The 19,065-nt window shown below is 60.7% G+C and carries 15 protein-coding genes, 1 pseudogene and 1 riboswitch; of the genes and pseudogenes, 8 read left to right on the forward strand and 8 right to left on the reverse strand.

Translation table 11 applies throughout. The features are described 5' to 3' along the window. Positions 1-8 precede the first annotated feature (8 nt). Positions 9-1,289 (reverse strand): annotated as a pseudogene (locus tag BFN10_RS30195) (methyl-accepting chemotaxis protein); the annotation flags it as partial. Positions 1,290-1,529: 240 nt separating this feature from the next. Between BFN10_RS30195 and BFN10_RS20365 the strand changes: the two are divergent. Further along, positions 1,530-2,348, forward strand: coding sequence for a M48 family metallopeptidase (locus tag BFN10_RS20365; protein ID WP_071491170.1), 819 nt, complete (start codon positions 1,530-1,532; stop codon positions 2,346-2,348). Between the two features lie 53 nt (positions 2,349-2,401). Here the strand turns inward: BFN10_RS20365 and BFN10_RS20370 are convergent, their stop codons facing one another. From BFN10_RS20370 to BFN10_RS20380, 3 genes are all read right to left on the reverse strand, one after another. Then, positions 2,402-2,986, reverse strand: coding sequence for a TMEM165/GDT1 family protein (locus BFN10_RS20370; RefSeq protein ID WP_004372026.1), 585 nt, complete (start codon positions 2,984-2,986; stop codon positions 2,402-2,404). A gap of 88 nt (positions 2,987-3,074) precedes the next feature. Further along, a riboswitch (yybP-ykoY riboswitch) is annotated at positions 3,075-3,196 on the reverse strand. 50 nt (positions 3,197-3,246) lie between these two features. After that, positions 3,247-4,245 carry a class I SAM-dependent methyltransferase gene (locus BFN10_RS20375; RefSeq protein WP_071491171.1) on the reverse strand — a complete coding sequence of 333 codons (999 nt, stop codon included), beginning with the start codon at positions 4,243-4,245 and terminating at the stop codon, positions 3,247-3,249. Positions 4,246-4,275: 30 nt separating this feature from the next. Next, positions 4,276-5,241: a 2-hydroxyacid dehydrogenase gene (locus BFN10_RS20380; protein ID WP_071491172.1), complete on the reverse strand. Its 966-nt coding sequence runs from the start codon at positions 5,239-5,241 to the stop codon at positions 4,276-4,278. An 84-nt stretch (positions 5,242-5,325) separates the two neighbouring features. Here BFN10_RS20380 and BFN10_RS20385 point away from each other — a divergent pair, with 84 nt between their 5' ends. From BFN10_RS20385 to BFN10_RS20405, 5 genes are all read left to right on the forward strand, one after another. Further along, positions 5,326-5,958, forward strand: coding sequence for a LysE family translocator (locus BFN10_RS20385; protein WP_058422966.1), 633 nt, complete (start codon positions 5,326-5,328; stop codon positions 5,956-5,958). A 131-nt stretch (positions 5,959-6,089) separates the two neighbouring features. Continuing rightward, entirely contained in the window at positions 6,090-7,772 is a 1,683-nt protein-coding gene (locus BFN10_RS20390; RefSeq protein WP_071491173.1) for a fatty acid--CoA ligase, read from the forward strand. A 332-nt stretch (positions 7,773-8,104) separates the two neighbouring features. Next, positions 8,105-9,964: a DUF1302 domain-containing protein gene (locus BFN10_RS20395; protein ID WP_071491174.1), complete on the forward strand. Its 1,860-nt coding sequence runs from the start codon at positions 8,105-8,107 to the stop codon at positions 9,962-9,964. Between the two features lie 27 nt (positions 9,965-9,991). Continuing rightward, positions 9,992-11,356 (forward strand): DUF1329 domain-containing protein, encoded by a 1,365-nt coding sequence (locus BFN10_RS20400; protein WP_025855569.1) that lies wholly within the window; start codon positions 9,992-9,994, stop codon positions 11,354-11,356. Between the two features lie 240 nt (positions 11,357-11,596). After that, entirely contained in the window at positions 11,597-14,326 is a 2,730-nt protein-coding gene (locus tag BFN10_RS20405; protein ID WP_071491175.1) for a winged helix-turn-helix domain-containing protein, read from the forward strand. Here the strand turns inward: BFN10_RS20405 and BFN10_RS20410 are convergent. Both BFN10_RS20410 and BFN10_RS20415 read right to left on the reverse strand, forming a co-directional pair. After that, complete coding sequence (locus BFN10_RS20410) at positions 14,323-15,594, reverse strand: type II toxin-antitoxin system HipA family toxin (RefSeq protein WP_071491176.1); 1,272 nt, start codon at positions 15,592-15,594, stop codon at positions 14,323-14,325. The two genes, BFN10_RS20405 and BFN10_RS20410, sit on opposite strands and share 4 nt — an antisense overlap. Then, positions 15,594-16,061 carry a helix-turn-helix domain-containing protein gene (locus BFN10_RS20415; RefSeq protein ID WP_071491177.1) on the reverse strand — a complete coding sequence of 156 codons (468 nt, stop codon included), beginning with the start codon at positions 16,059-16,061 and terminating at the stop codon, positions 15,594-15,596. The genes BFN10_RS20410 and BFN10_RS20415 overlap by 1 nt, the downstream gene beginning before the upstream one ends. Positions 16,062-16,198: 137 nt before the next feature. On the opposite strand from BFN10_RS20415, the gene BFN10_RS20420 reads away from it, so the two are divergent. Continuing rightward, positions 16,199-16,843, forward strand: coding sequence for an MBL fold metallo-hydrolase (locus BFN10_RS20420; RefSeq protein WP_071491178.1), 645 nt, complete (start codon positions 16,199-16,201; stop codon positions 16,841-16,843). 191 nt (positions 16,844-17,034) lie between these two features. Then, positions 17,035-17,808, forward strand: coding sequence for a YiaD family glycine zipper/OmpA-like lipoprotein (locus tag BFN10_RS20425; protein ID WP_058422961.1), 774 nt, complete (start codon positions 17,035-17,037; stop codon positions 17,806-17,808). A 61-nt stretch (positions 17,809-17,869) separates the two neighbouring features. Here the strand turns inward: BFN10_RS20425 and BFN10_RS20430 are convergent, their stop codons facing one another. Next, on the reverse strand, positions 17,870-18,451 hold the full coding sequence (locus BFN10_RS20430) for a BON domain-containing protein (RefSeq protein WP_012722284.1): 582 nt from the start codon (positions 18,449-18,451) through the stop codon (positions 17,870-17,872). After that, positions 18,448-19,041, reverse strand: a complete 594-nt coding sequence (locus BFN10_RS20435; protein ID WP_007904374.1) for a phosphoheptose isomerase — start codon at positions 19,039-19,041, stop codon at positions 18,448-18,450. The genes BFN10_RS20430 and BFN10_RS20435 overlap by 4 nt, the downstream gene beginning before the upstream one ends. Positions 19,042-19,065 lie beyond the last annotated feature (24 nt).

Consider the following 19,065-nt stretch of genomic DNA (forward strand, 5'->3'; position numbering starts at 1 on the left):
AGCTTGATCAGGAAGGTGTTGAAACCGTTGGCAATCGCGCCCAGTTCGTCGGCGCGATCACTGGTCAGGCGCCGCGTCAGGTCACCTTCGCCCTGGGCGATGTCATTGAGCATCGCGACCATTTGCTTGAGTGGCCGGGCGATGCCGTGGCCTACCAGCCAGATCACCAGCAGGCCGATACCGGCGATCAGCAGGCCGGCGATGGTCATGCCGAAAATGTCGGTCTTGCGCTGGGTTTCCAGGTCGCTTTGCAGTTTCTGCGAGTCGGCCATTACGGCACTCAAAGGCAGCTGCATCATCAGGGTCCAGCGCGCATCGGTCTGGCCGATGTTGAACGGCAGGAACAACTCGATATGCCCGTGCTCCTTGTCGATGTCGTAGCGCACTTCGCCGATTTTCAGTTGGCCGAGGTTGGCCAGTTCATTGCTGTCGAGCAGGTCGCTGGCCTTTTCGCCGAGTTTGCTGGCGTCCTGGGTGTAGGCCACCAGGCGGCCGTTGCTGGAGATCAGCGCCAGTTCACCGGCGCCGTTGTAGAGTTTCTGGTCGGCACCGGTCAGCATGTCCTGGATGAAGTTCACCGACAGGTCGGCGCCGACGATGCCCTGGAACGTGCCATCGATCATGATTGGCTCGATAAATGAGGCCAGCATCACCATCGCGTTGCCCACCTTGTAGGGCGCGGGGTCGATGACACAGGCCTTTTTGCTTTCCTTGGAGCACAGGTAGTACTCGCTGGCGCGCACGCCTGTGGAGAGGATTTTCTGGTCGGCCACATCGGCCAGTTTATCCATGCCCAGGCTGCCATCTGCGTTGCGGTACCACCACGGCAGGAAACGTCCGTCGGCGCCCATGCCGACAATCGGGCTGTTCACGTAGGCCGCGTCGTTGTGATCGATAGCGTTGGGCTCCCAGCCGATGTAGGCGCCGAGGATTTTGGGGTTGCGTACCACGGTTTCGTGCAGCAGGTTGATCAGTTGCTCGCGGCCAAGCTGCAGGGCGGGTTCACCCTTCGCGTCTTTCATGCCGAGCAGTGCGTTGGTAGTGGCCAGGCTTTTGGCGGTTACCAACGGCGCTTCCAATTCACGCTGGATCAGCGTGGCCTGGGTTTGCGCCAGGGCGGTGAGGCGCTGTTCGATAATCTGTTCGAACTGCACCTGGGTGCGCTTCTGCACCATCTCCTGGGTGCGCGCGCCGGCAAACAAGGCGTAGAGCACCAGCACCGCCACTACGCTCAGGACAATGGCCCCGGCCAGGGCCGCGACAGAAAATTGAATCGACTTGAATTTCATGAAAGCTCCGGGCGCAGGGGAGAGGGCCTGTCCTGTGTATCGGCCGAGGGCGAGGTGGGCATGAGGGGGGCGCCCGGCAAAATAGGGGGATGTGTCGCAAACAGAATGCTCGGCGCCGCCGCTGGCGTGTGAGATGTATCGGAAAGTCAGCGGTTACATGTCAGGTGTATCTGGCGTCGATACAAATGTGCGCCTACGATACGCGCCATGTTTAAGGGCTTGCTATCAGGGAGAGTGTTGATGAAGAAGTCATTGGTGATAAGTGGTTTGGTCGCGGCGATGCTGCTGGCCGGGTGTCAGTCGGTCAATACCACCAGCGGCGGCGCTGTCGGGGTAGAGCGCAAGCAGTACATGTTCAGCATGCTGTCGAGCCAGGAAGTCGACCAGATGTATGCCCAGTCCTACCAGCAGACCCTGGGGGAGGCCAGCAGCAAGGGCCAACTGGACAAGACCAGCGCCAACGCCAAGCGCGTGCAGGCCATCGCCAACCGCTTGATCGCCCAGGCGCCGACGTTCCGTGCGGATGCGGCGCAGTGGAAGTGGGAAGTGAACCTGATCAAGAGCGATGAGATGAACGCCAACTGCGGGCCTGGCGGCAAAATCTTCGTGTACAGCGCGTTGATCGACAACCTCAAGCTCACCGATGACGAACTGGCCGCCGTGATGGGCCATGAAATCGCCCACGCCTTGCGTGAGCATGGCCGCGAAGCCATGTCCAAGGCCTACGGGATCGAGATGGCCAAGCAGGGGGCCGGTGCGTTGTTCGGCCTCGGCCAGGACAGCCTGGCCCTGGCTGATACCGTGGCCAACTACGGCATGACCTTGCCCAACAGCCGCAGCAATGAAAACGAAGCGGACCTGATCGGCCTGGAGCTGGCAGCCCGTGCGGGCTACAACCCGAACGCGGCGATTACGCTGTGGAACAAGATGGCCAAGGCTTCGGAAGGCGCACCACCGGAGTTCATGAGTACCCACCCGGCTTCCGACAGCCGAATCGCCTCGTTGCAGGCGGCGATTCCGAAGGTGATGCCGTTGTACCAGCAGGCCAAGAAATCCTGACCTTTTGAAGATCTAAATGTGGAAGGGGGCAAGCCCCCTCCCACAGGGAACCCTTAGATCCACCCGCTGCTTTGCATGGCTTTGTACACGGCCACAATGGCCAGGATGAAAAACGCTGTAGCGGCCAAGCGACGAATCAACGTCAACGGCAGTTTCTCCGCCGCGAAATTCCCCGCCAAAACCACCGGCACGTTGGCAATCAGCATGCCCAGGGTGGTGCCGATGATCACCAGCCACAGCTCCGGATACTGAGCCGCCAGCATCACCGTGGCGATCTGCGTCTTGTCACCGATTTCCGCCAGGAAGAACGCGATCAGCGTAGTCAGGAACGGCCCGAATTTGCGTGTGGTGCTGGCTTCGTCATCGTCGAGTTTGTCCGGCACCAGGGTCCACAGCGCCGTGGCGCAGAAGCTTGCCGCCAGGATCCAGTGCAACACCGCATCCGAGAAGAAACTTCCGAACCACGCCCCCACGGCACCGGCGGCCGCATGGTTGGCCAGGGTCGCGGCAACGATGCCGGCGATGATCGGCCAGGGTTTGCGAAAGCGTGCGGCAAGGATGAGCGCGAGCAGTTGCGTCTTGTCGCCGATTTCGGCCAAGGCAACGATTGCGGTAGGTACGAGCAATGAATCCAGCATCAGGTAGGTTTCCAGGGGCGGGTCGACACGGCTATGACACGTACAGCCTTCCCGCCCCGGGTAAGGTGTGCGTGTCATAGGTCTTGTCAAACCCCGGTCCGTCTGTGCGGACTCCTGGGTCGCATACGCCATGGTCTGCTGACCAAGTATGTTGACGTATGCCGGACGAGCGTGGCGCTCGTGGGAGACTACTCCCCTAGGACGCTGCGGATTCTGCCTAGGCAAAATCCATTCGGCAAGCCTTCTTTTTCAAACGCCCGTCAGCCGCGCTTGGCGCGGTAGATGCGAAAACCGTTGCCTTCGGCCTTCACTGCACACACACCCAGATGCTCCTCGATCAGCGGCTGGTACTTCAGGAAGCTGTTGGCAACCAGGCGCAGTTCGCCACCTTTTGCCAAGTGTTTCGCCGCTTTTCGCAGCAGATTCTCGGTGGCGAAATAATCGGTGTGCACGCCGACATGGAACGGCGGGTTGCTCAGAATCGCGTTCAAACCCATCGGTGCCGCGTCGATGCCATCGCCGGTCAATACCTCGGCTTCCAGACCATTGGCGGCCAGGGTCAAGCGACTGCTGGCGGCGGCGAAGGCGTCCACGTCGAGCATCGTCACCGTGTTGTGCGGATACCGCCGTTTGACCGCAGCCCCCAGCACCCCAGCGCCGCAACCAAAGTCCAGCAGATGTCCGCTCGGCAGTTTGTCCAGGTGCTCCAGCAGCAGCTCGGTGCCGCGATCCAGACGGCCGTGGCTGAACACACCCGGCAAGCTCACTACCTTCAGCGGGCCTTCGGTCAATGGCACTTCGAAGACCTGCGCCAGGCTCTCCAGCTCGACCGCTTGGGGGGCGTTGACCACGGTGATCTGCCACAGTTGGCAATGCCGCGCGCTGTCGAGTTTGCGCGGTTTGCCGAAGGGGATTAGCTGTTTGGCGGCGCTTTCGATACCGGCCTTTTTCTCGCCGACCAGGAACAGCTCGGCGCCGGGCAAACGGGCGGCCACGGCGTTGAGCAGGTAGTCGGTCAGGTCCTTGGACTTGGGCAGGAAGATCACCGCCGTATCAAACGCCCTGTCAGGCACGTTCACGCCAAACTGGCTGCGCTCAGGGAAACGTGCGTCGAGTGCCGCCTGGTCCCCGGCGTGCCAGCTCCAGCCGTGGGCGTTGGGCAGGCGACCGAGCAGGTCGTCGGCGGGCAAGCCCACCAACAGCAGGTTGCCTTGAAAAAGTTCGGCCTGGCGAAGCAGTACTTCACTGCGCGGATCCATGGTCTGCTCCTTGAAAAGGGGCGCAGTTTATCAACTGACGACGCGCAGCGGGGCCCCACTGAAAAAGCCCCGGGCGTTTTCCGCCAGTTGGCCGACGATGCGCTGCCGCGCTTCGCGACTGCCCCAGGCGTTGTGCGGGGTGACGATCAGGCGCGGAATATCGCCGGCCAGCAGAGGGTTGCCATTTACCGGCGGCTCCACACTCAGTACATCGGTCGCTGCGCCGCCCAAATGACCACTGCGCAACGCATCGGCCAGGGCCTGTTCGTTGATCAAACCACCGCGCGCGGTGTTGACCACAAACGCGCCGGGCTTGAGCAGCGCCAGTTCGCGGGCGCCGATAAAGTCGCGGGTGTGTTCGTTGAGCGGGCAGTGCAGGGTGAGCGCGTCGACCTGCGCCAGCAGTTCATCCAGTGGCACGCGATCGGCGCGGGCAGGGCGCCCCGGAATCGCACCCAGCACCACACGCATGCCGAAGGCTTCGGCGAGGCGCGCCACGGCGCCGCCCAGTTCACCGTGGCCGAGCAGGCCGAGGGTCTTGCCTTCGAGTTCGACAATCGGGTGGTCCAGCAGGCAGAACTGCCTGGCCTGTTGCCATTTGCCGGCGCTCACATCCCGTTGATAATCCTTCAAGCGCGTCGCCAGGTTGAGCAACAGCATGATCGTGTGCTGGGCCACCGACGGCGTGCCGTAGCCCTGGCAGTTGCTCACGGTGATGCCGTGGGCGCGGGCGGCGTCGAGGTCGACGTTGTTGGTGCCGGTGGCTGAAACCAGGATCAGCTTGAGCTCCGGGCAGGCCGCCAGGGTCTCGGTATTGAGGGCGATTTTGTTACTGATCACCACGTGGGCGCCTTGCACGCGTTCAACCACGTTCTGTGGTGTGGTGTCGGTAAACAACTGCAACTCGCTGAAGCTGTTGCGCAATTCGCTGAGGTCAAGGTCCCCCAGGTCCAGGGACGGGTGATCAAGGAAGACGGCGCGGCGATTGTTCGTCATCAACTGTACCTTTTGCGACAGGGTTCGAAGGCGTAATCTGCCGAGCCTATCAGATGAAATAATCCGTTACTTAATGGAGTGAGTATGTACGCCGCCGAGTTCTTGACCGTAGCTCTGATTCACTTGTTGGCGGTGGCCAGCCCCGGCCCGGATTTCGCGGTGGTGGTGCGTGAAAGCGTGACCCACGGCCGCCGCGCCGGTACCTGGACCGCACTGGGCGTGGGCTCGGCGATTTTCCTGCACGTGGGCTACTCGTTGCTCGGCATCGGCTTGATCGTGTCCCAGTCCATCGTGCTGTTCAACGCACTCAAGTGGGCGGCGGCGGCCTACCTGCTGTACATCGGCTTCAAGGCCCTGCGCGCGCAGCCGGCCAAGCCACCTGTTGAAGGCGAGTTGCACCGCGAGGCGGGCGAACGCACCCCGCGTGGGGCGTTCACTGCTGGTTTTGTGACCAACGGTTTGAATCCCAAGGCCACCTTGTTCTTCCTGTCGTTGTTCACCGTGGTGATCAACCCGCACACCCCGCTGGCGATCCAGGCCGGTTATGGTGTGTACTTGGCGGTGGCAACGGCGCTGTGGTTCTGCCTGGTGGCGATGTTGTTCAGCCAGCAGCGCGTGCGTGCGGGGTTTGCGCGGATGGGGCATTGGTTCGATCGGACCATGGGCGCGGTGTTGATTGCGATCGGAGTCAAGCTGGCCTTCACCAGCATGAAATAAGCCGGATGCTGGCGCAAAGCTAGCATTCGCTGGGGTCTGCAAATCATTCCTTTGGCTGATTTGGCTGAAACATAAGGTCTCTAAAGTGCAGGTCTTCAAGCCAAGACCGTGCAGTCAGAAAAGGGATTCGTATGTTGCAGACCCGTGTTATCCCGCCCGCCGAAGGTGCGTACCAATACCCGCTGTTGATCAAACGCCTGCTGATGTCCGGCACCCGCTATGAAAAGACCCGGGAGATCATCTACCGCGACAGACTGCGTTACACCTACCCGACCCTGATCGAGCGCGTTGCGCGCCTGGCCAACGTGCTGACTGAAGCCGGGGTCAAGGCCGGTGATACCGTGGCGGTGATGGACTGGGACAGCCACCGATACCTGGAATGCATGTTCGCCATCCCGATGATCGGCGCGGTGATCCACACCATCAACGTGCGCCTGTCGCCGGAACAGATCCTCTACACCATGAACCACGCCGAGGACCGCTTCGTGCTGGTCAACAGCGAGTTCGTGGGGCTTTACCAGGCGATTGCCGGGCAGCTCACCACCGTCGACAAGACCCTGCTGCTCACCGATGGCGAGGCCAAGACTGCCGAGCTTCCCAACCTGGTGGGCGAGTACGAAACCCTGCTGGCCGCCGCCAGCCCGAAGTACGACTTCCAGGACTTCGACGAAAATTCTGTCGCCACCACCTTCTACACCACCGGCACCACCGGCAACCCCAAGGGCGTGTATTTCACCCATCGCCAACTGGTGCTGCACACCATGGGCGTGGCGACCATCATGGGCAGCGTCGACAGTGTGCGCCTGCTGGGCACCAACGATGTGTACATGCCAATCACGCCGATGTTCCACGTGCACGCCTGGGGCCTGCCGTATGTGGCGACCATGCTCGGCCTGAAACAGGTCTACCCCGGTCGATACGACCCGGAATACCTGGTGGAGCTGTGGCGCAAGGAAAAGGTCACCTTCTCCCACTGCGTGCCGACCATCCTGCAGATGGTGCTCAACGCCAAGGCCGCCCAGGACGTGGATTTCGGTGGCTGGAAAATCGTCATCGGCGGCAGTGCGCTCAACCGTTCGCTGTACGAAGCGTCCAAGGCCCGTGGCATTCAGTTGACTGCGGCCTATGGGATGTCCGAGACCGGGCCGCTGGTGTCCTGCGCCCACCTCAACGAAGAATTGATGGCCGGCAACGAGGATGAGCGCACCACGTACCGCATCAAGGCCGGCGTGCCCGGGCCGTTGGTAGAAGCGGCGATCATCGACGGCGACGGCAACTTCCTGCCCGCCGATGGAGAGTCCCAGGGCGAGCTGGTATTGCGTGCACCGTGGCTCAGCGAGGGTTATTTCAACGAGCCGCAAAAGGGCGCCGAGCTGTGGGCCGGCGGTTGGATGCACACCGGCGACGTGGCGACGCTGGATGCCTTTGGGGTGATTGATATCCGCGACCGCATCAAGGACGTGATCAAGACCGGCGGCGAATGGATCTCGTCCCTGGCGCTCGAAGACCTGGTCAGCCGTCACCCGGCGGTACGCGAAGTAGCGGTGGTGGGCATTGCCGACCCGCAGTGGGGCGAACGCCCATTTGCCTTGCTGGTGGTGCGTGATGGCCATGTGATAGGCGCTCGTGAGCTCAAGGAACACCTCAAGCCGTTCGTGGAACTGGGCCACTTGAGCAAGTGGGCGATTCCGAGCCAGATTGCCGTTGTTACTGAAATTCCCAAGACGAGCGTAGGAAAACTCGACAAAAAACGTATCCGTATCGACATCATCGAATGGCAGGCCAACAACAGCACGTTCCTGTCCACCCTGTGAGCTGATTCGCCGCGCCCTCGTGGCACGGCAATGCTCTATCTCGCGCCTTGACTTGTGATTTGCCGATTTTCAGCCATCCTTGCCGCGTCGGCCTTCGCCGACGTGGCGAAAGGGTCGTGGCAGACGGGTCGGTGATGCAAATCACACTTTAGAGGGATCAAGCACTACCCCCTGCTGGCTATAGTCCCTTCCAGAGTTTTTCACGGATGTTCCGCTTCGGGCCATGGGGGCTCGGCTGCCGAGCGGCATTGGAATCGTTGTATTCCGGCCGTTACACGCATCACAGAAAGAACTCACTGCCATAACAATAAAATGCACATGGAGTAGCGTCGATGACCTCAGTAAACCAGTTCTGGCGCCGGGCAAGACTGCCCCTGGCCGTCAGTCTCGCTTCTACGCTCGCCGGGCCCGCATTCGGCGTCAGTTTCAACATTGGTGAAATCGAAGGGAGCTTTGACTCGTCGCTTTCCGTGGGGGCGAGCTGGTCGACGGCCAAGCCCAACAAAGATCTCATTGGTGCGAACAACGGTGGTCGTGGCCTGTCCCAGACTTCCGATGACGGTCACCTTAACTTCAAGCGCGGTGAGACCTTCTCGAAGATCTTCAAGGGCATCCATGATTTGGAACTGAAGTACGGAGACACCGGTGTTTTTGTACGAGGCAAGTACTGGTATGACTTTGAGCTAAAGGACGAAAGTCGCCCCTTCAAGGACATCAGTGACAACAACCGTAAAGAAGGCGCCAAGTCCTCTGGCGGGCAGATTCTCGATGCGTTCATCTACCACAACTACAACATTGCCGATTTGCCGGGTAACGTGCGCTTCGGCAAGCAGGTGGTGAGCTGGGGGGAAAGTACCTTCATCGGCGGCGGCATCAACTCCATCAACCCGATCGATGTGTCTGCGTTCCGGCGTCCGGGGGCTGAGATCAAGGAAGGCTTGATTCCGGTCAACATGTTCTACGTGTCGCAAACCCTGACCGATAACCTGTCGGCGGAAGCGTTCTATCAGTTGGAGTGGGACCAGACCGTTACCGATAACTGCGGTACGTTCTTCTCGCAGCCTGATGTGATATCCGACGGTTGCAGCGATAATCTGCGAGTGCTCAACAAGCGCTCGACCATTCCGGGTGCCGCTTTACCGACCTTGAATGCCCTGGGTGTAGACGTCAATAACGAAGGTGTACTGGTACGTCGTGGTCCCGACCGCGATGCGCGGGACAGTGGCCAATTTGGCGTGGCCATGCATTACAACTTCGAGCCGCTGGATACCGAGTTCGGCGCGTACTTCATGAACTATCACAGCCGTGCACCGATCTTCAGTGCTCAAGGTGCACCGTCGTCCGCTTATACCCGCCCGCTGGGGCCGCTGGCTGCGCTGCGTCCGCTGATCGTAGCCGGTAGCTCGAACTACTTCGTCGAGTACCCGGAAGATATCCGCCTCTACGGCCTGAGCTTCTCCACCACGCTACCTACGGGCACGGCCTGGAGCGGTGAGTTGAGCTACCGGCCGAATGCGCCTGTGCAACTGAGCACGACCGATATCCTGTATGCCGGTGTCACGCCCATTCCTGGCTTTGGCAATGCGTCCGTGCTGAAAGGGACGCCTGGCCAGGATTTGCATGGCTATAACCGCAAGGAAGTGACTCAGTTCCAGACGACTTTCACGCATTTCTTCGATCAGGTGATGGGCGCCAGCCGCTTGACAACCGTCGGTGAGATTGGTGTGACCCATGTGGGCGGCCTGGAAAGCAAATCCGAGGCCCGTTACGGTCGTGATCCGGTGTTTGGCCCAGGTACTCTGCCAGGTGGGTTTTGCAACGCCCTCAACAACTCGACGGCCACCGGCGCCGGTCTTCCCAATGCGGCAGGTTTGAACACCAACTGCAACAACGACGGTTACACCACCGCCACCTCCTGGGGCTACCGCGCCCGCGCCATCTGGGAATACCCGGACGTGTTCGCCGGCGTCAACCTCAAGCCAAACGTGGCGTGGTCCCACGACGTCAAAGGTTACTCGCCAGGCCCTGGCGGTAACTTCGAAGAAGGTCGCAAGGCGGTCAGCCTGGGCCTGGATGCCGAGTATCAGAACACCTACACCGCCAGCCTGGCCTACACCAACTTCTTTGGTGGCAAGTTCAGTACGGTGGATGACCGCGACTTCGTCGCTTTGAGCTTCGGCGCCAACTTCTAAGCACACGCATTTCAGGAAGACCAGAACATGAAAATAACCAAAAGTCTGTTGCACGTGGGTGTGCTTGGGCTGTCGATCCTGGCGAGCAACGTCATGGCGGCAGTCTCGGCGGATGAAGCCGCCAAGCTGGGCACGACCCTGACCCCGATGGGCGCCGAAATGGCCGGCAACGCTGCCGGCACCATTCCAAAGTGGTCGCCACTGCCCACCAACGCCGGCGCCGTCGACGCCCGTGGGTTCCTGGCTAACCCGTACGCCAGTGAGCAACCGCAATTCACCATCACCGCAGCGAACGTCGAGCAGTACAAGGACAAGCTGGCGCCGGGGCAGTACGCGATGTTCAAGCGCTACCCGGAAACCTTCAAGATGCCGGTCTACCCGACCCATCGCGGCGCCACAGTGCCGGCGGATGTGTTTGCGGCCATCAAGAAGAACGCCACCACCACCAACCTGGTGTCCGGCGGCAACGGCCTGGAAAACTTTGAAACCGCCGTGCCGTTTCCGATTCCCAAAAGCGGCGTCGAGGTGATCTGGAACCACATCACCCGCTATCGCGGTGGCAGCGTGACCCGCCTGGTGACCCAGGCCACGCCGCAAACCAACGGTTCCTACAGCCTGGTGTACTTCCGCGACCAATTTGTGTTCCGCGACAAGATGAAAGACTTCGACCCGAAAAACCCGGGCAACGTGCTGTTCTACTTCAAGCAACAAGTGACCGCGCCAGCGCGTCTGGCCGGTGGTGTGCTGCTGGTGCACGAAACCCTGGACCAGGTGAAGGAACCGCGTTCGGCGTGGGTCTACAACGCCGGCCAGCGCCGTGTGCGCCGGGCGCCGCAAGTGTCCTATGACGGCCCGGGTACTGCGGCCGACGGCTTGCGTACCTCCGACAACCTCGACATGTACAACGGTGCGCCGGATCGCTACGACTGGAAGCTGGAAGGCAAGAAAGAGATCTACATCGCCTCCAACAGCTACAAGATCGACGATCCCAAGCTCAAGTACGCCGACATCATCAAGGCCGGCCACATCAACCAGGACCTGGCTCGCTACGAGCTGCGCCGTGTCTGGCACGTGGTCGCGACCTTGAAGGAAGGCCAGCGCCACATTTACGCCAAGCGTGACTTCTTCATCGACGAAGACACCTGGCAAGCAGCGGTCATTGACCACTACGACGGCCGTGGCCAACTGTGGCGTGTCGCCGAAGCCCATGCCGAGAACTACTACGACAAGCAAGTGCCGTGGTACGCCCTGGAAACCCTCTACGATCTGCAGTCCGGCCGCTACCTGGCACTGGGCATGAAGAACGAAGAGAAGCAGGCGTATGACTTCGGCTTCACTGCGACCACCAGCGACTTCACCCCGGCGGCCCTGCGCCAGGATGGTGTTCGCTAAGCTGCACGCGTAACTCAATGTGGGAGGGGCGGTGCGACGATTCGACTTGCCCCCGATAGCGGTGTGACAGTCAAACAGTGCATTGACTGATCCGCCGCCATCGGGGGCAAGCTTCCTCCCACATTTTTTGTCGCAGTTCTTTTTCAGTCATTTGTAGCAAAGATCTACAAACCCGCCGCTTTTACCGCTAGTCTGCGGACATCTGCAATGCCGACCACAGCCTTCTACAAGAGCCCGGCGATGACTGATCTGTCCCGAATCCAAGGGCCTGCCAGTGCGGTAATCCCGACCCTGGAAGGTCGCTTCTACAGGCCACCCCTGCCTGACGGCTACGTGCTGCGACCGCGCTTGTGCGAACGCCTGAGCGCCGGGCTGGACGGGCGCCTGTTGCTGGTCAGCGCGCCGGCCGGGTTCGGCAAGAGTTCGTTGGCGGTGGAGTTCTGCCAGAGCTTGCCGGCCCATTGGCAAAGCCTGTGGCTGGGCCTGAGTCCGCGGGACAACGACCCCGGTCGTTTCCTCGAGCGTCTGCTCGATGGTTTGCAGCAATTCTTCACGCAACTCGGCGCCCAGTCCCTGGGCTTGCTGAAAATGCGCCAGCGTCACCAACCCTTTGCCTTTGAAGAATGGTTGGACGGCCTGCTCGACGAGCTGGCCGCGCACCTGTCCACCCGTGCGCCGCTGTTGCTGGTACTGGATGACTATCACCTGGCCCAGGGGCCGGTGCTTGACCGCTGCCTGCAGTTTTTCCTCAATCATCTGCCCGATGGCCTGGTGGTGATGGTCACCAGTCGCCAACGTCCGGACTGGCATCTGGCGCGCCTGCGTCTATCGCGCCACCTGCTGGAACTGAATGAACAGGACCTGCGCCTGACGCACGACGAATCCCTGGCGGTGCTGGATCGCCACAGCAACTCCCTGCGCGGCGAAGCCCTCGACAACCTGATTCGCCGCAGCGAAGGCTGGGTCGCCGGCCTGCGCTTCTGGTTGCTGGCCGCCTCCGAGGCCGGTAGCGACGGCACCTTGCCGCAAAGCCTGAATGGCGGGGAAGGGCTGATCCGCGACTATCTGCTTGAAGAAGTGATCGACTGTCTGCCGGCCGAAGTACAGGCGTTTTTGTACGATACAGCCCCGCAGGATCGTTTTTGCAGCGAACTCTGTGATGCTGTGCGTGAAGCCCACGACAGCGCCGAAATCCTGCGTTACCTGCAAGCCCACCAAGTCTTTCTGGTGCCGCTGGACGAGCAGGGCCACTGGTACCGTTATCACCATCTGTTTTCCGACCTGCTGCGCACACGGCGCGCCAGCAGCCATGTACTGCCGGCCGCCAGCCTGCACCTGCGTGCGTGCCGCTGGTTCAACGCCCAGGGCTTGATCGATGAGGCGGTGGAACAGGCGTTGCGCGCCGGCCACCTGGATGTGGCGGCCAACCTGGTACAGAACCTGTCCGAAGAACAACTGCTGGCCGAGCAAAACGTGGGCATGTTGCTGCGCTGGAAAATGGACCTGCCCGACAGTCTGCTGATCAGCACGCCACGTTTGATCGTGCTGTACAGCTGGGCGTTGGGCCTGGCTTGCCAGTTGGACGCGGCGGAAGAATTGTCCAGTTACCTCAGTCGCTTCCTGCCGGCACCGTCGGCCACCGCGCAAAAGTCGATGCTGGCCCAGTGGCTGGCGCTCAGCGGGATCATCGCCCGAGGCAGGGGGGATCGTGAGTTGACCCAACGCTATTGCAGCGAAGCGTTGGAAAGCCTGCCGCAACGGCGTTACGGCCAGCGCCTGATGTGCCTGTCGACGCTCTCCAACTTGGCCATCGTCGATGCCGACCTATGGCGCGCCCGTGGTTTGAATCGCGAATCCCTGGAACTGGCGCAGCGGGTCGGCAACCCGTTGTTCGAGGCCCTGGCCCATTATGACCGTGCGCGGGTGTTGCAGGCGCGCGGTGAAATCCTGCGTTCCCTGGATGAAGTGCGCCAGGGCTTGCAGCGCCTGCATGGCCTGGCGCCGCAGCGCTTGTACGCGGTGCGTGCGCGGTTGTCGCTCTACGAAGGTTTTTTGCTGTTGGTGCGCCTCCAGCCTGAAGCCGGTCTCGCTCGCTTGCGCGCCGGTCTCGCCGAAGCCCGGGCTTGCCGCGATATCAGCGTGTTGATCGGTCATTGCGTGATCGCCAGTTTCGAAGGGCGTCGGGGTCAATTCGCCACGGCATTCGCCGAGCTTGCCGAGGCGGAGCGCCTGATGCATATCTGGGACGTGCCACCGATCTACTACCTGGCGATGATTACCCTGATCAAGTGCGAGCTGTGGTTGGCCCAGGGCCGCACCGACCTGGCTGACGCCTGGCTGACCCGCCTGGGGCAGACCTATAACGGCGAACACGCCGCCGCCGCGCCAGAATTCCATCCGCACCTGCCCCAGCATATCGGGTTGCAACAGGCTGCGTTGGACGCCACGCGCCACCAGCCCGCTGCGGCGCTGCAACGCCTTGATGAACTGGCGCAGCAGGCGCATAACAGCGGGCGTCAGATGATCGCCCTCATGGCACTGACCCAGCAGGCGCATTTACTGTTGGAGAGCGGCCAGGAGGCCAAGGCGCGTCCGCTGTTGGCACAGGCGCTGGAGGCGGGGGCCGGTGGCGCGTTGCAACCCTTCCAGCGTCTGCTGGAAAACCACCCGGACTGGATGCGCGAGCAACTCGCCAGAGATCCCCACGGCCTCTTGAACGAGAGCCTGCTGGCGCTGTTGCCCGTCGCCTCGGTGGTGGAGACAGTATCGACCCATGAAGCCTTGAGCACACGGGAGCTGGCGGTGCTGCAACTGATCGCTCAGGGCTGTTCCAATCAGGAGATCAGTAATCGGCTGTTTATCTCCCTGCACACGGTCAAGACCCACGCCAGCCACATCAACAGCAAGCTGGGCGTTGAGCGGCGCACTCAGGCGGTGGCACGGGCGCAGGAGCTGAGGTTGATCGGCTAGGCCTGGGCTTTTGCGAAAGCCGCAGCCATGTAGTCTTGTTCTCGCAGTGAAAGACCAACCGCCTGAGCCACGGTCCTCCAATGGCTGACTGAGTTGATGCAGTCAGCGATGATTTCATCCGCCTTCCCGAGGTTCACACGGAAGAAACCGGCGACTTCTCTCGCCAGTTCCAGATCCAGCGCATTGTCGTATTCGGTAATATTGAGTTTCAGGCCATCTCCCAGTGGCGTGGGATTCAAGTCATACGCATCCGAAAGGCGCCATCCGTTGCCTGGCTCCAGGATAAAGCCATGATTACGCAAGTGGTCGTCGGTGTTTGAAACCAGGATATTGAACACGATGCGCGTCCACAGCTCTTGCAGATCCTGGTTGGTATTCGAGCCGCTGCGCATCAGCACTTCAGCCAGCTCCAGGTAGCTAGCGCCCGAGCTGGCGTCGTCACCATCGACTCGGCCAGTGAGCGTCATGGCGGATGCAAAGTGCAGACGGCCGCCTGCAGCCGTCCGGTCGAAACGTTTGACCATGAAGCAATGAAACTCGCTGGCATAGCGCTTGCCGATCGCAGAGGCGACCTTCAGGCCGCAGGCCTTGGCCAGGGCGTTGACGACCAGCTCCCAGCCGCCCACATCGTAGGTGTCGCGGGTTGAGGGAAATTTGGCGATCCATAGATGGTTGTCGTGGTCGGCGACGCTGGCTTTCGGGCGTGCACCGCCGAGGGAGCCGCCGGGTGCAATCAACATGCGTAGCCATTGCCGGCCTTCTGGGGCCCGATTATCCGGGTCGTTTTCCAGCTCGCGACTGGCTCTTTCCAGCGTATGCAGCTCGACAAAAGGCGGCGCGGCAATGGTGTCCTGATCATCGAGAAAACTGCCGGTATCGTTCAGCCGGTAGCGTAGGGCGCCGGCGCGAAAGAGATCGTGTACGCCAAGCAGATAGTCCGACTCGCCGAGCCGAGTATTCGCGTCGTATAGTCCGTCGCGGATGTCGCGTTCCAGGCGTCGTTTCATCAGCAATCGCCCCCAGCGATCCGGGCAGGAGTCGCTGAAGACACCAAACATGTTTCGCCCCTCAACAGGGAACTGAGCGCCTGCATAGGGGCCGATGCCCGGGTCGATCCGAACGGCGTTCAGCGCCCGGTCTTGCAATGCCAGAGGGTCGCTTTCGTACTCGAACTTTTCGGTCATCCGGGTTTTTCTTGCGTGCAGCCAACCAAGGCGCCGGGGGCCGTCGATACCTTCCCAGTCGGCATAAACCCCAATCATGGTCATTACGTGTCTGTCCTTTGCCGTGGTGGGATCAGTGCGGCCAGTGCGTCGCTGCTGATCGTGCCCTTGTCGGGAGGGGGCGTAGGCTTTGACGGTAGTGGCTTCTTGCGGGCGATGGCTTTGTTTCTTGTAACTTTCTCTGACTCCATCGGCTTATTCCTGCGCGACGCTGATGCCTTGCCCGTTAGCAGTGTTGCATCCTGCAGATGTCGACCCAGTTCATCGTCCGCTGCGACGGCGTTCAGGTCTTTTTCGAGGCCCAGCACCTGCAATATCGCCAGGTAAGCACCCATCGTGCTTCCTGAAGAGCCGCGCTCCAAGGCTCGAAGTGTCATCTGGGACATGCCGGCGCGCTCAGCTGCTTGCTTGGCAGTGATTTTTCGGCGCAGGCGCGCAAGTTTGATCCGCTCGCCGAAATCCGAAAGCAGGTGCTCGGTAGTGGGTAGCAATGGGGCGATTTTTTTTGCCATGCTATTATTCCTGCACTTTTTGATGCGAAGTGCAAAAATAATAGCACTTATATTTCTTTGTAAAGTGCAATTATTCTGGCGATACAGGGCTCGGAACTATAGTTTAATTGCATTGATCACGATTCAGAGGCTCACCCATGACGCTCACGGCTCCCACGCTGATTCGCGAAACCTTCCCCGTAGGCCCCTTGCAGTGCAACTGCACCATCATCGGCGACCCCATCAGCAAAAAGGCCATCGTGGTCGACCCGGGCGGCAACCATGAGCTGATCCTGGCGCGGCTCGATGCCCTGGGCCTCAAGGTGGTCAGTATCATCCATACCCATGCCCATCTGGATCACTTCCTGGCGTCCGGCCAGTTGAAGGAGAAGACCGGTGCCACCTTGCACTTGCACAAAGAGGATCAATTCCTTTGGGATAATCTGGAAATGCAATGCCAGATGTTTCGCGTGCCCTACACCCCGGTGCCTTCGCCAGACCGCTGGCTGGAACATGATGAAGAGTTGGCCTGCGGGTGTGGCGTGGCACTGCACACCCCGGGGCATACGCCGGGCTCGATGAGCTTCTGGTTTGCCGATGCCAAGCTGCTGATTGCTGGCGACACCCTGTTCCGACGTGGTATCGGGCGTACGGATTTGTGGGGCGGCGACCAGGCGACTATAGTGCGTTCGATCAAGCAGCGGCTATACACGCTGGATGAGGGGGCGACCGTGGTGACCGGGCACGGCCCGGATACTCGACTGGGTGATGAAATGCGTGAGAACCCTTTTGTACGGGCGTGACAGATTAATTGCCGGGTAGGGCTGTTCTGTCAGAGGCAAACGTTGCAGCAAAAACTCAGGTCGTGTTCAGCGTGCGTCTGCTACGGTTGCTGTAGCGACGGAATTTTTGCCGTTTGTCGTGTTCCAAACTCGGCACAGGTCCATTGCCAATGTCCTTTGCACCATAGAATGCAAAAGTAGGAGCTTCCTTCATGTTCACTTCGCGTCGTCTGCTTGTTGTTGCTACCGCCGTAGCCCTGTTGTCCGGCTGCGCATCACCTAATCCTTATGACGGCAGCAGCCAGGGACAGGCGAGTAATGAATCCGGCGGTATGAGCAAGACCGCCAAGTACGGCGGCCTGGGTGCCCTGGCCGGTGCACTGGCGGGTGCGGCCATCGACCACAACAACCGTGGCAAGGGCGCGCTGATCGGTGCCGTGGTTGCAGGTGCCGGCGCAGCAGGTTACGGCTACTACGCCGATCAGCAGGAAAAGAAACTGCGCGAGAGCATGGCCAATACCGGGGTTGAAGTTCAGCGCCAGGGCGACCAGATCAAGCTGATCATGCCGGGCAACATCACCTTCGCCACCAACTCGGACGCGATCTCCAGCAGCTTCTACCAGCCGTTGAACAACCTGGCCAACTCGCTCAAGCAGTTCAACCAGAACACGATCCAGATCGTCGGTTACACCGACAGTACGGGCAGCCGTCAGTTGAACATGGACCTGTCCCAGCGTCGTGCGCAGAGCGTGGCCAACTACCTGACGTCCCAGGGCGTCAACGGTGCCAACCTGAGCGCACGCGGTGCCGGCCCGGATAACCCGATTGCCAGCAACGCCGACGTCAACGGCCGCGCCCAGAACCGTCGGGTGGAAGTCAACCTCGGTCCGATCCCGGGCCAGCAGTACGGCCAGCCAGGTGCTCAGCAACAGGCGCCACAGCAGAACAACCAGTTCCAGGGCAACCCGTACTCGCAGTACCAGTAAACATTCGCTAATAAAAAGGGCGCCTGTGAAAGGCGCCCTTTTTTGTGGCTGCGTGATTACATCAATCGATGTATTCGAACACCTTCACGATTTTCTGCACGCCGGACACACCTTGCACCAGGTTGGCTGCGCGAGTGGCTTCGGCCTGGGTCAGCAGGCCCATCAGGTAGACGATACCATTGTCGGTCACGACCTTGATTCGCGAACCAGGGATCGCGTTATCGGTGAGCATCTGCGCCTTGATCTTGGTGGTCAGCAGGGCGTCGTTGCTGATGGCCAGCAGGGTGATCGGGTCCATCACCTGCAATTCGTTATGCACTTTCTTTACGCGCTGCACGGCAGCGGCGGCTTGCTCGGCCTGGGCCTTGAGGTCGGCGCGTGGCGTCTGGCCAGCGAGCAGTACGACGCCGTTGAAGCTGGTCACGACGATGCGCGAAGCGCCATTGCCCAGGTCTGGCGCGGCCTTGGCAACGTTGACCTCGACCTTGGTTTCGATCAGCGAGTCATCGATCTTGCTGCCGAAAGTGCGGGTGCCCTTGTCATCCTGAATAGGGGTGTCACGTGTCGCGGTGATGGCCGTGCTGCAGCCGCTGATAGCGAGGCACAGGGTGATGGCCAAAAGGCTGAGGCGGTTAACGGTCATTCTTCACTCCCAAACAGTTGGCTGTCGATCAGATCGCACAGGCAATGGATCGCCAGCAGGTGGACTTCCTGGATACGTGCGGTGACATTGGCCGGGACACGAATTTCCACGTCTTCAGGCAACAGCAGTGAGGCCATGCCGCCGCCATCGCGCCCGGTCAATGCTACGACAATCATTTCGCGATCATGTGCGGCCTGGATCGCTTGAATAATATTCGCCGAGTTGCCGCTGGTGGAAATCGCCAGCAGCACGTCACCCGGTTGACCCAGGGCGCGAATCTGCTTGGAGAAGATTTCGTTGTAGCTGTAGTCGTTGGCAATCGAGGTGATCGTCGACGAGTCGGTGGTCAAGGCAATGGCTGGCAGGCTTGGGCGCTCACGCTCGAAGCGGTTGAGCAGCTCGGACGAAAAATGCTGGGCATCGCCGGCCGAACCGCCGTTGCCGCACGAAAGCATTTTGCCCTCGTTGAGCAAGGCGTTGACCATGACCTGACTGGCTTGCTCGATGTGCGGTGCAAGTACGTCCATCGCCTGTTGCTTGGTGTCGATACTGGCCTGGAAAAGCTGGCGAATTCGGGATTGCATGTCCATCTGTGTGACCTTAAGTAGCGCGGC

The sequence above is a fragment of the Pseudomonas extremorientalis genome (genome assembly GCF_001870465.1).
GTDB lineage: Bacteria > Pseudomonadota > Gammaproteobacteria > Pseudomonadales > Pseudomonadaceae > Aquipseudomonas > Aquipseudomonas extremorientalis.

What these genes read in the sequence shown, in the direction of transcription:
- BFN10_RS20400 (WP_025855569.1), top strand. Translation starts at nt 9,992, where the DNA reads ATGAAAATAACCAAAAGTCTGTTGCACGTGGGTGTGCTTGGGCTGTCG.
- BFN10_RS20385 (WP_058422966.1), top strand. Translation starts at nt 5,326, where the DNA reads ATGTACGCCGCCGAGTTCTTGACCGTAGCTCTGATTCACTTGTTGGCG.
- BFN10_RS20395 (WP_071491174.1), top strand. Translation starts at nt 8,105, where the DNA reads ATGACCTCAGTAAACCAGTTCTGGCGCCGGGCAAGACTGCCCCTGGCC.
- BFN10_RS20370 (WP_004372026.1), bottom strand. Translation starts at nt 2,986, where the DNA reads ATGCTGGATTCATTGCTCGTACCTACCGCAATCGTTGCCTTGGCCGAA.
- BFN10_RS20380 (WP_071491172.1), bottom strand. Translation starts at nt 5,241, where the DNA reads ATGACGAACAATCGCCGCGCCGTCTTCCTTGATCACCCGTCCCTGGAC.
- BFN10_RS20430 (WP_012722284.1), bottom strand. Translation starts at nt 18,451, where the DNA reads ATGACCGTTAACCGCCTCAGCCTTTTGGCCATCACCCTGTGCCTCGCT.
- BFN10_RS20405 (WP_071491175.1), top strand. Translation starts at nt 11,597, where the DNA reads ATGACTGATCTGTCCCGAATCCAAGGGCCTGCCAGTGCGGTAATCCCG.
- BFN10_RS20435 (WP_007904374.1), bottom strand. Translation starts at nt 19,041, where the DNA reads ATGGACATGCAATCCCGAATTCGCCAGCTTTTCCAGGCCAGTATCGAC.
- BFN10_RS20415 (WP_071491177.1), bottom strand. Translation starts at nt 16,061, where the DNA reads ATGGCAAAAAAAATCGCCCCATTGCTACCCACTACCGAGCACCTGCTT.
- BFN10_RS20425 (WP_058422961.1), top strand. Translation starts at nt 17,035, where the DNA reads ATGTTCACTTCGCGTCGTCTGCTTGTTGTTGCTACCGCCGTAGCCCTG.
- BFN10_RS20365 (WP_071491170.1), top strand. Translation starts at nt 1,530, where the DNA reads ATGAAGAAGTCATTGGTGATAAGTGGTTTGGTCGCGGCGATGCTGCTG.
- BFN10_RS20410 (WP_071491176.1), bottom strand. Translation starts at nt 15,594, where the DNA reads ATGACCATGATTGGGGTTTATGCCGACTGGGAAGGTATCGACGGCCCC.
- BFN10_RS20390 (WP_071491173.1), top strand. Translation starts at nt 6,090, where the DNA reads ATGTTGCAGACCCGTGTTATCCCGCCCGCCGAAGGTGCGTACCAATAC.
- BFN10_RS20375 (WP_071491171.1), bottom strand. Translation starts at nt 4,245, where the DNA reads ATGGATCCGCGCAGTGAAGTACTGCTTCGCCAGGCCGAACTTTTTCAA.
- BFN10_RS20420 (WP_071491178.1), top strand. Translation starts at nt 16,199, where the DNA reads ATGACGCTCACGGCTCCCACGCTGATTCGCGAAACCTTCCCCGTAGGC.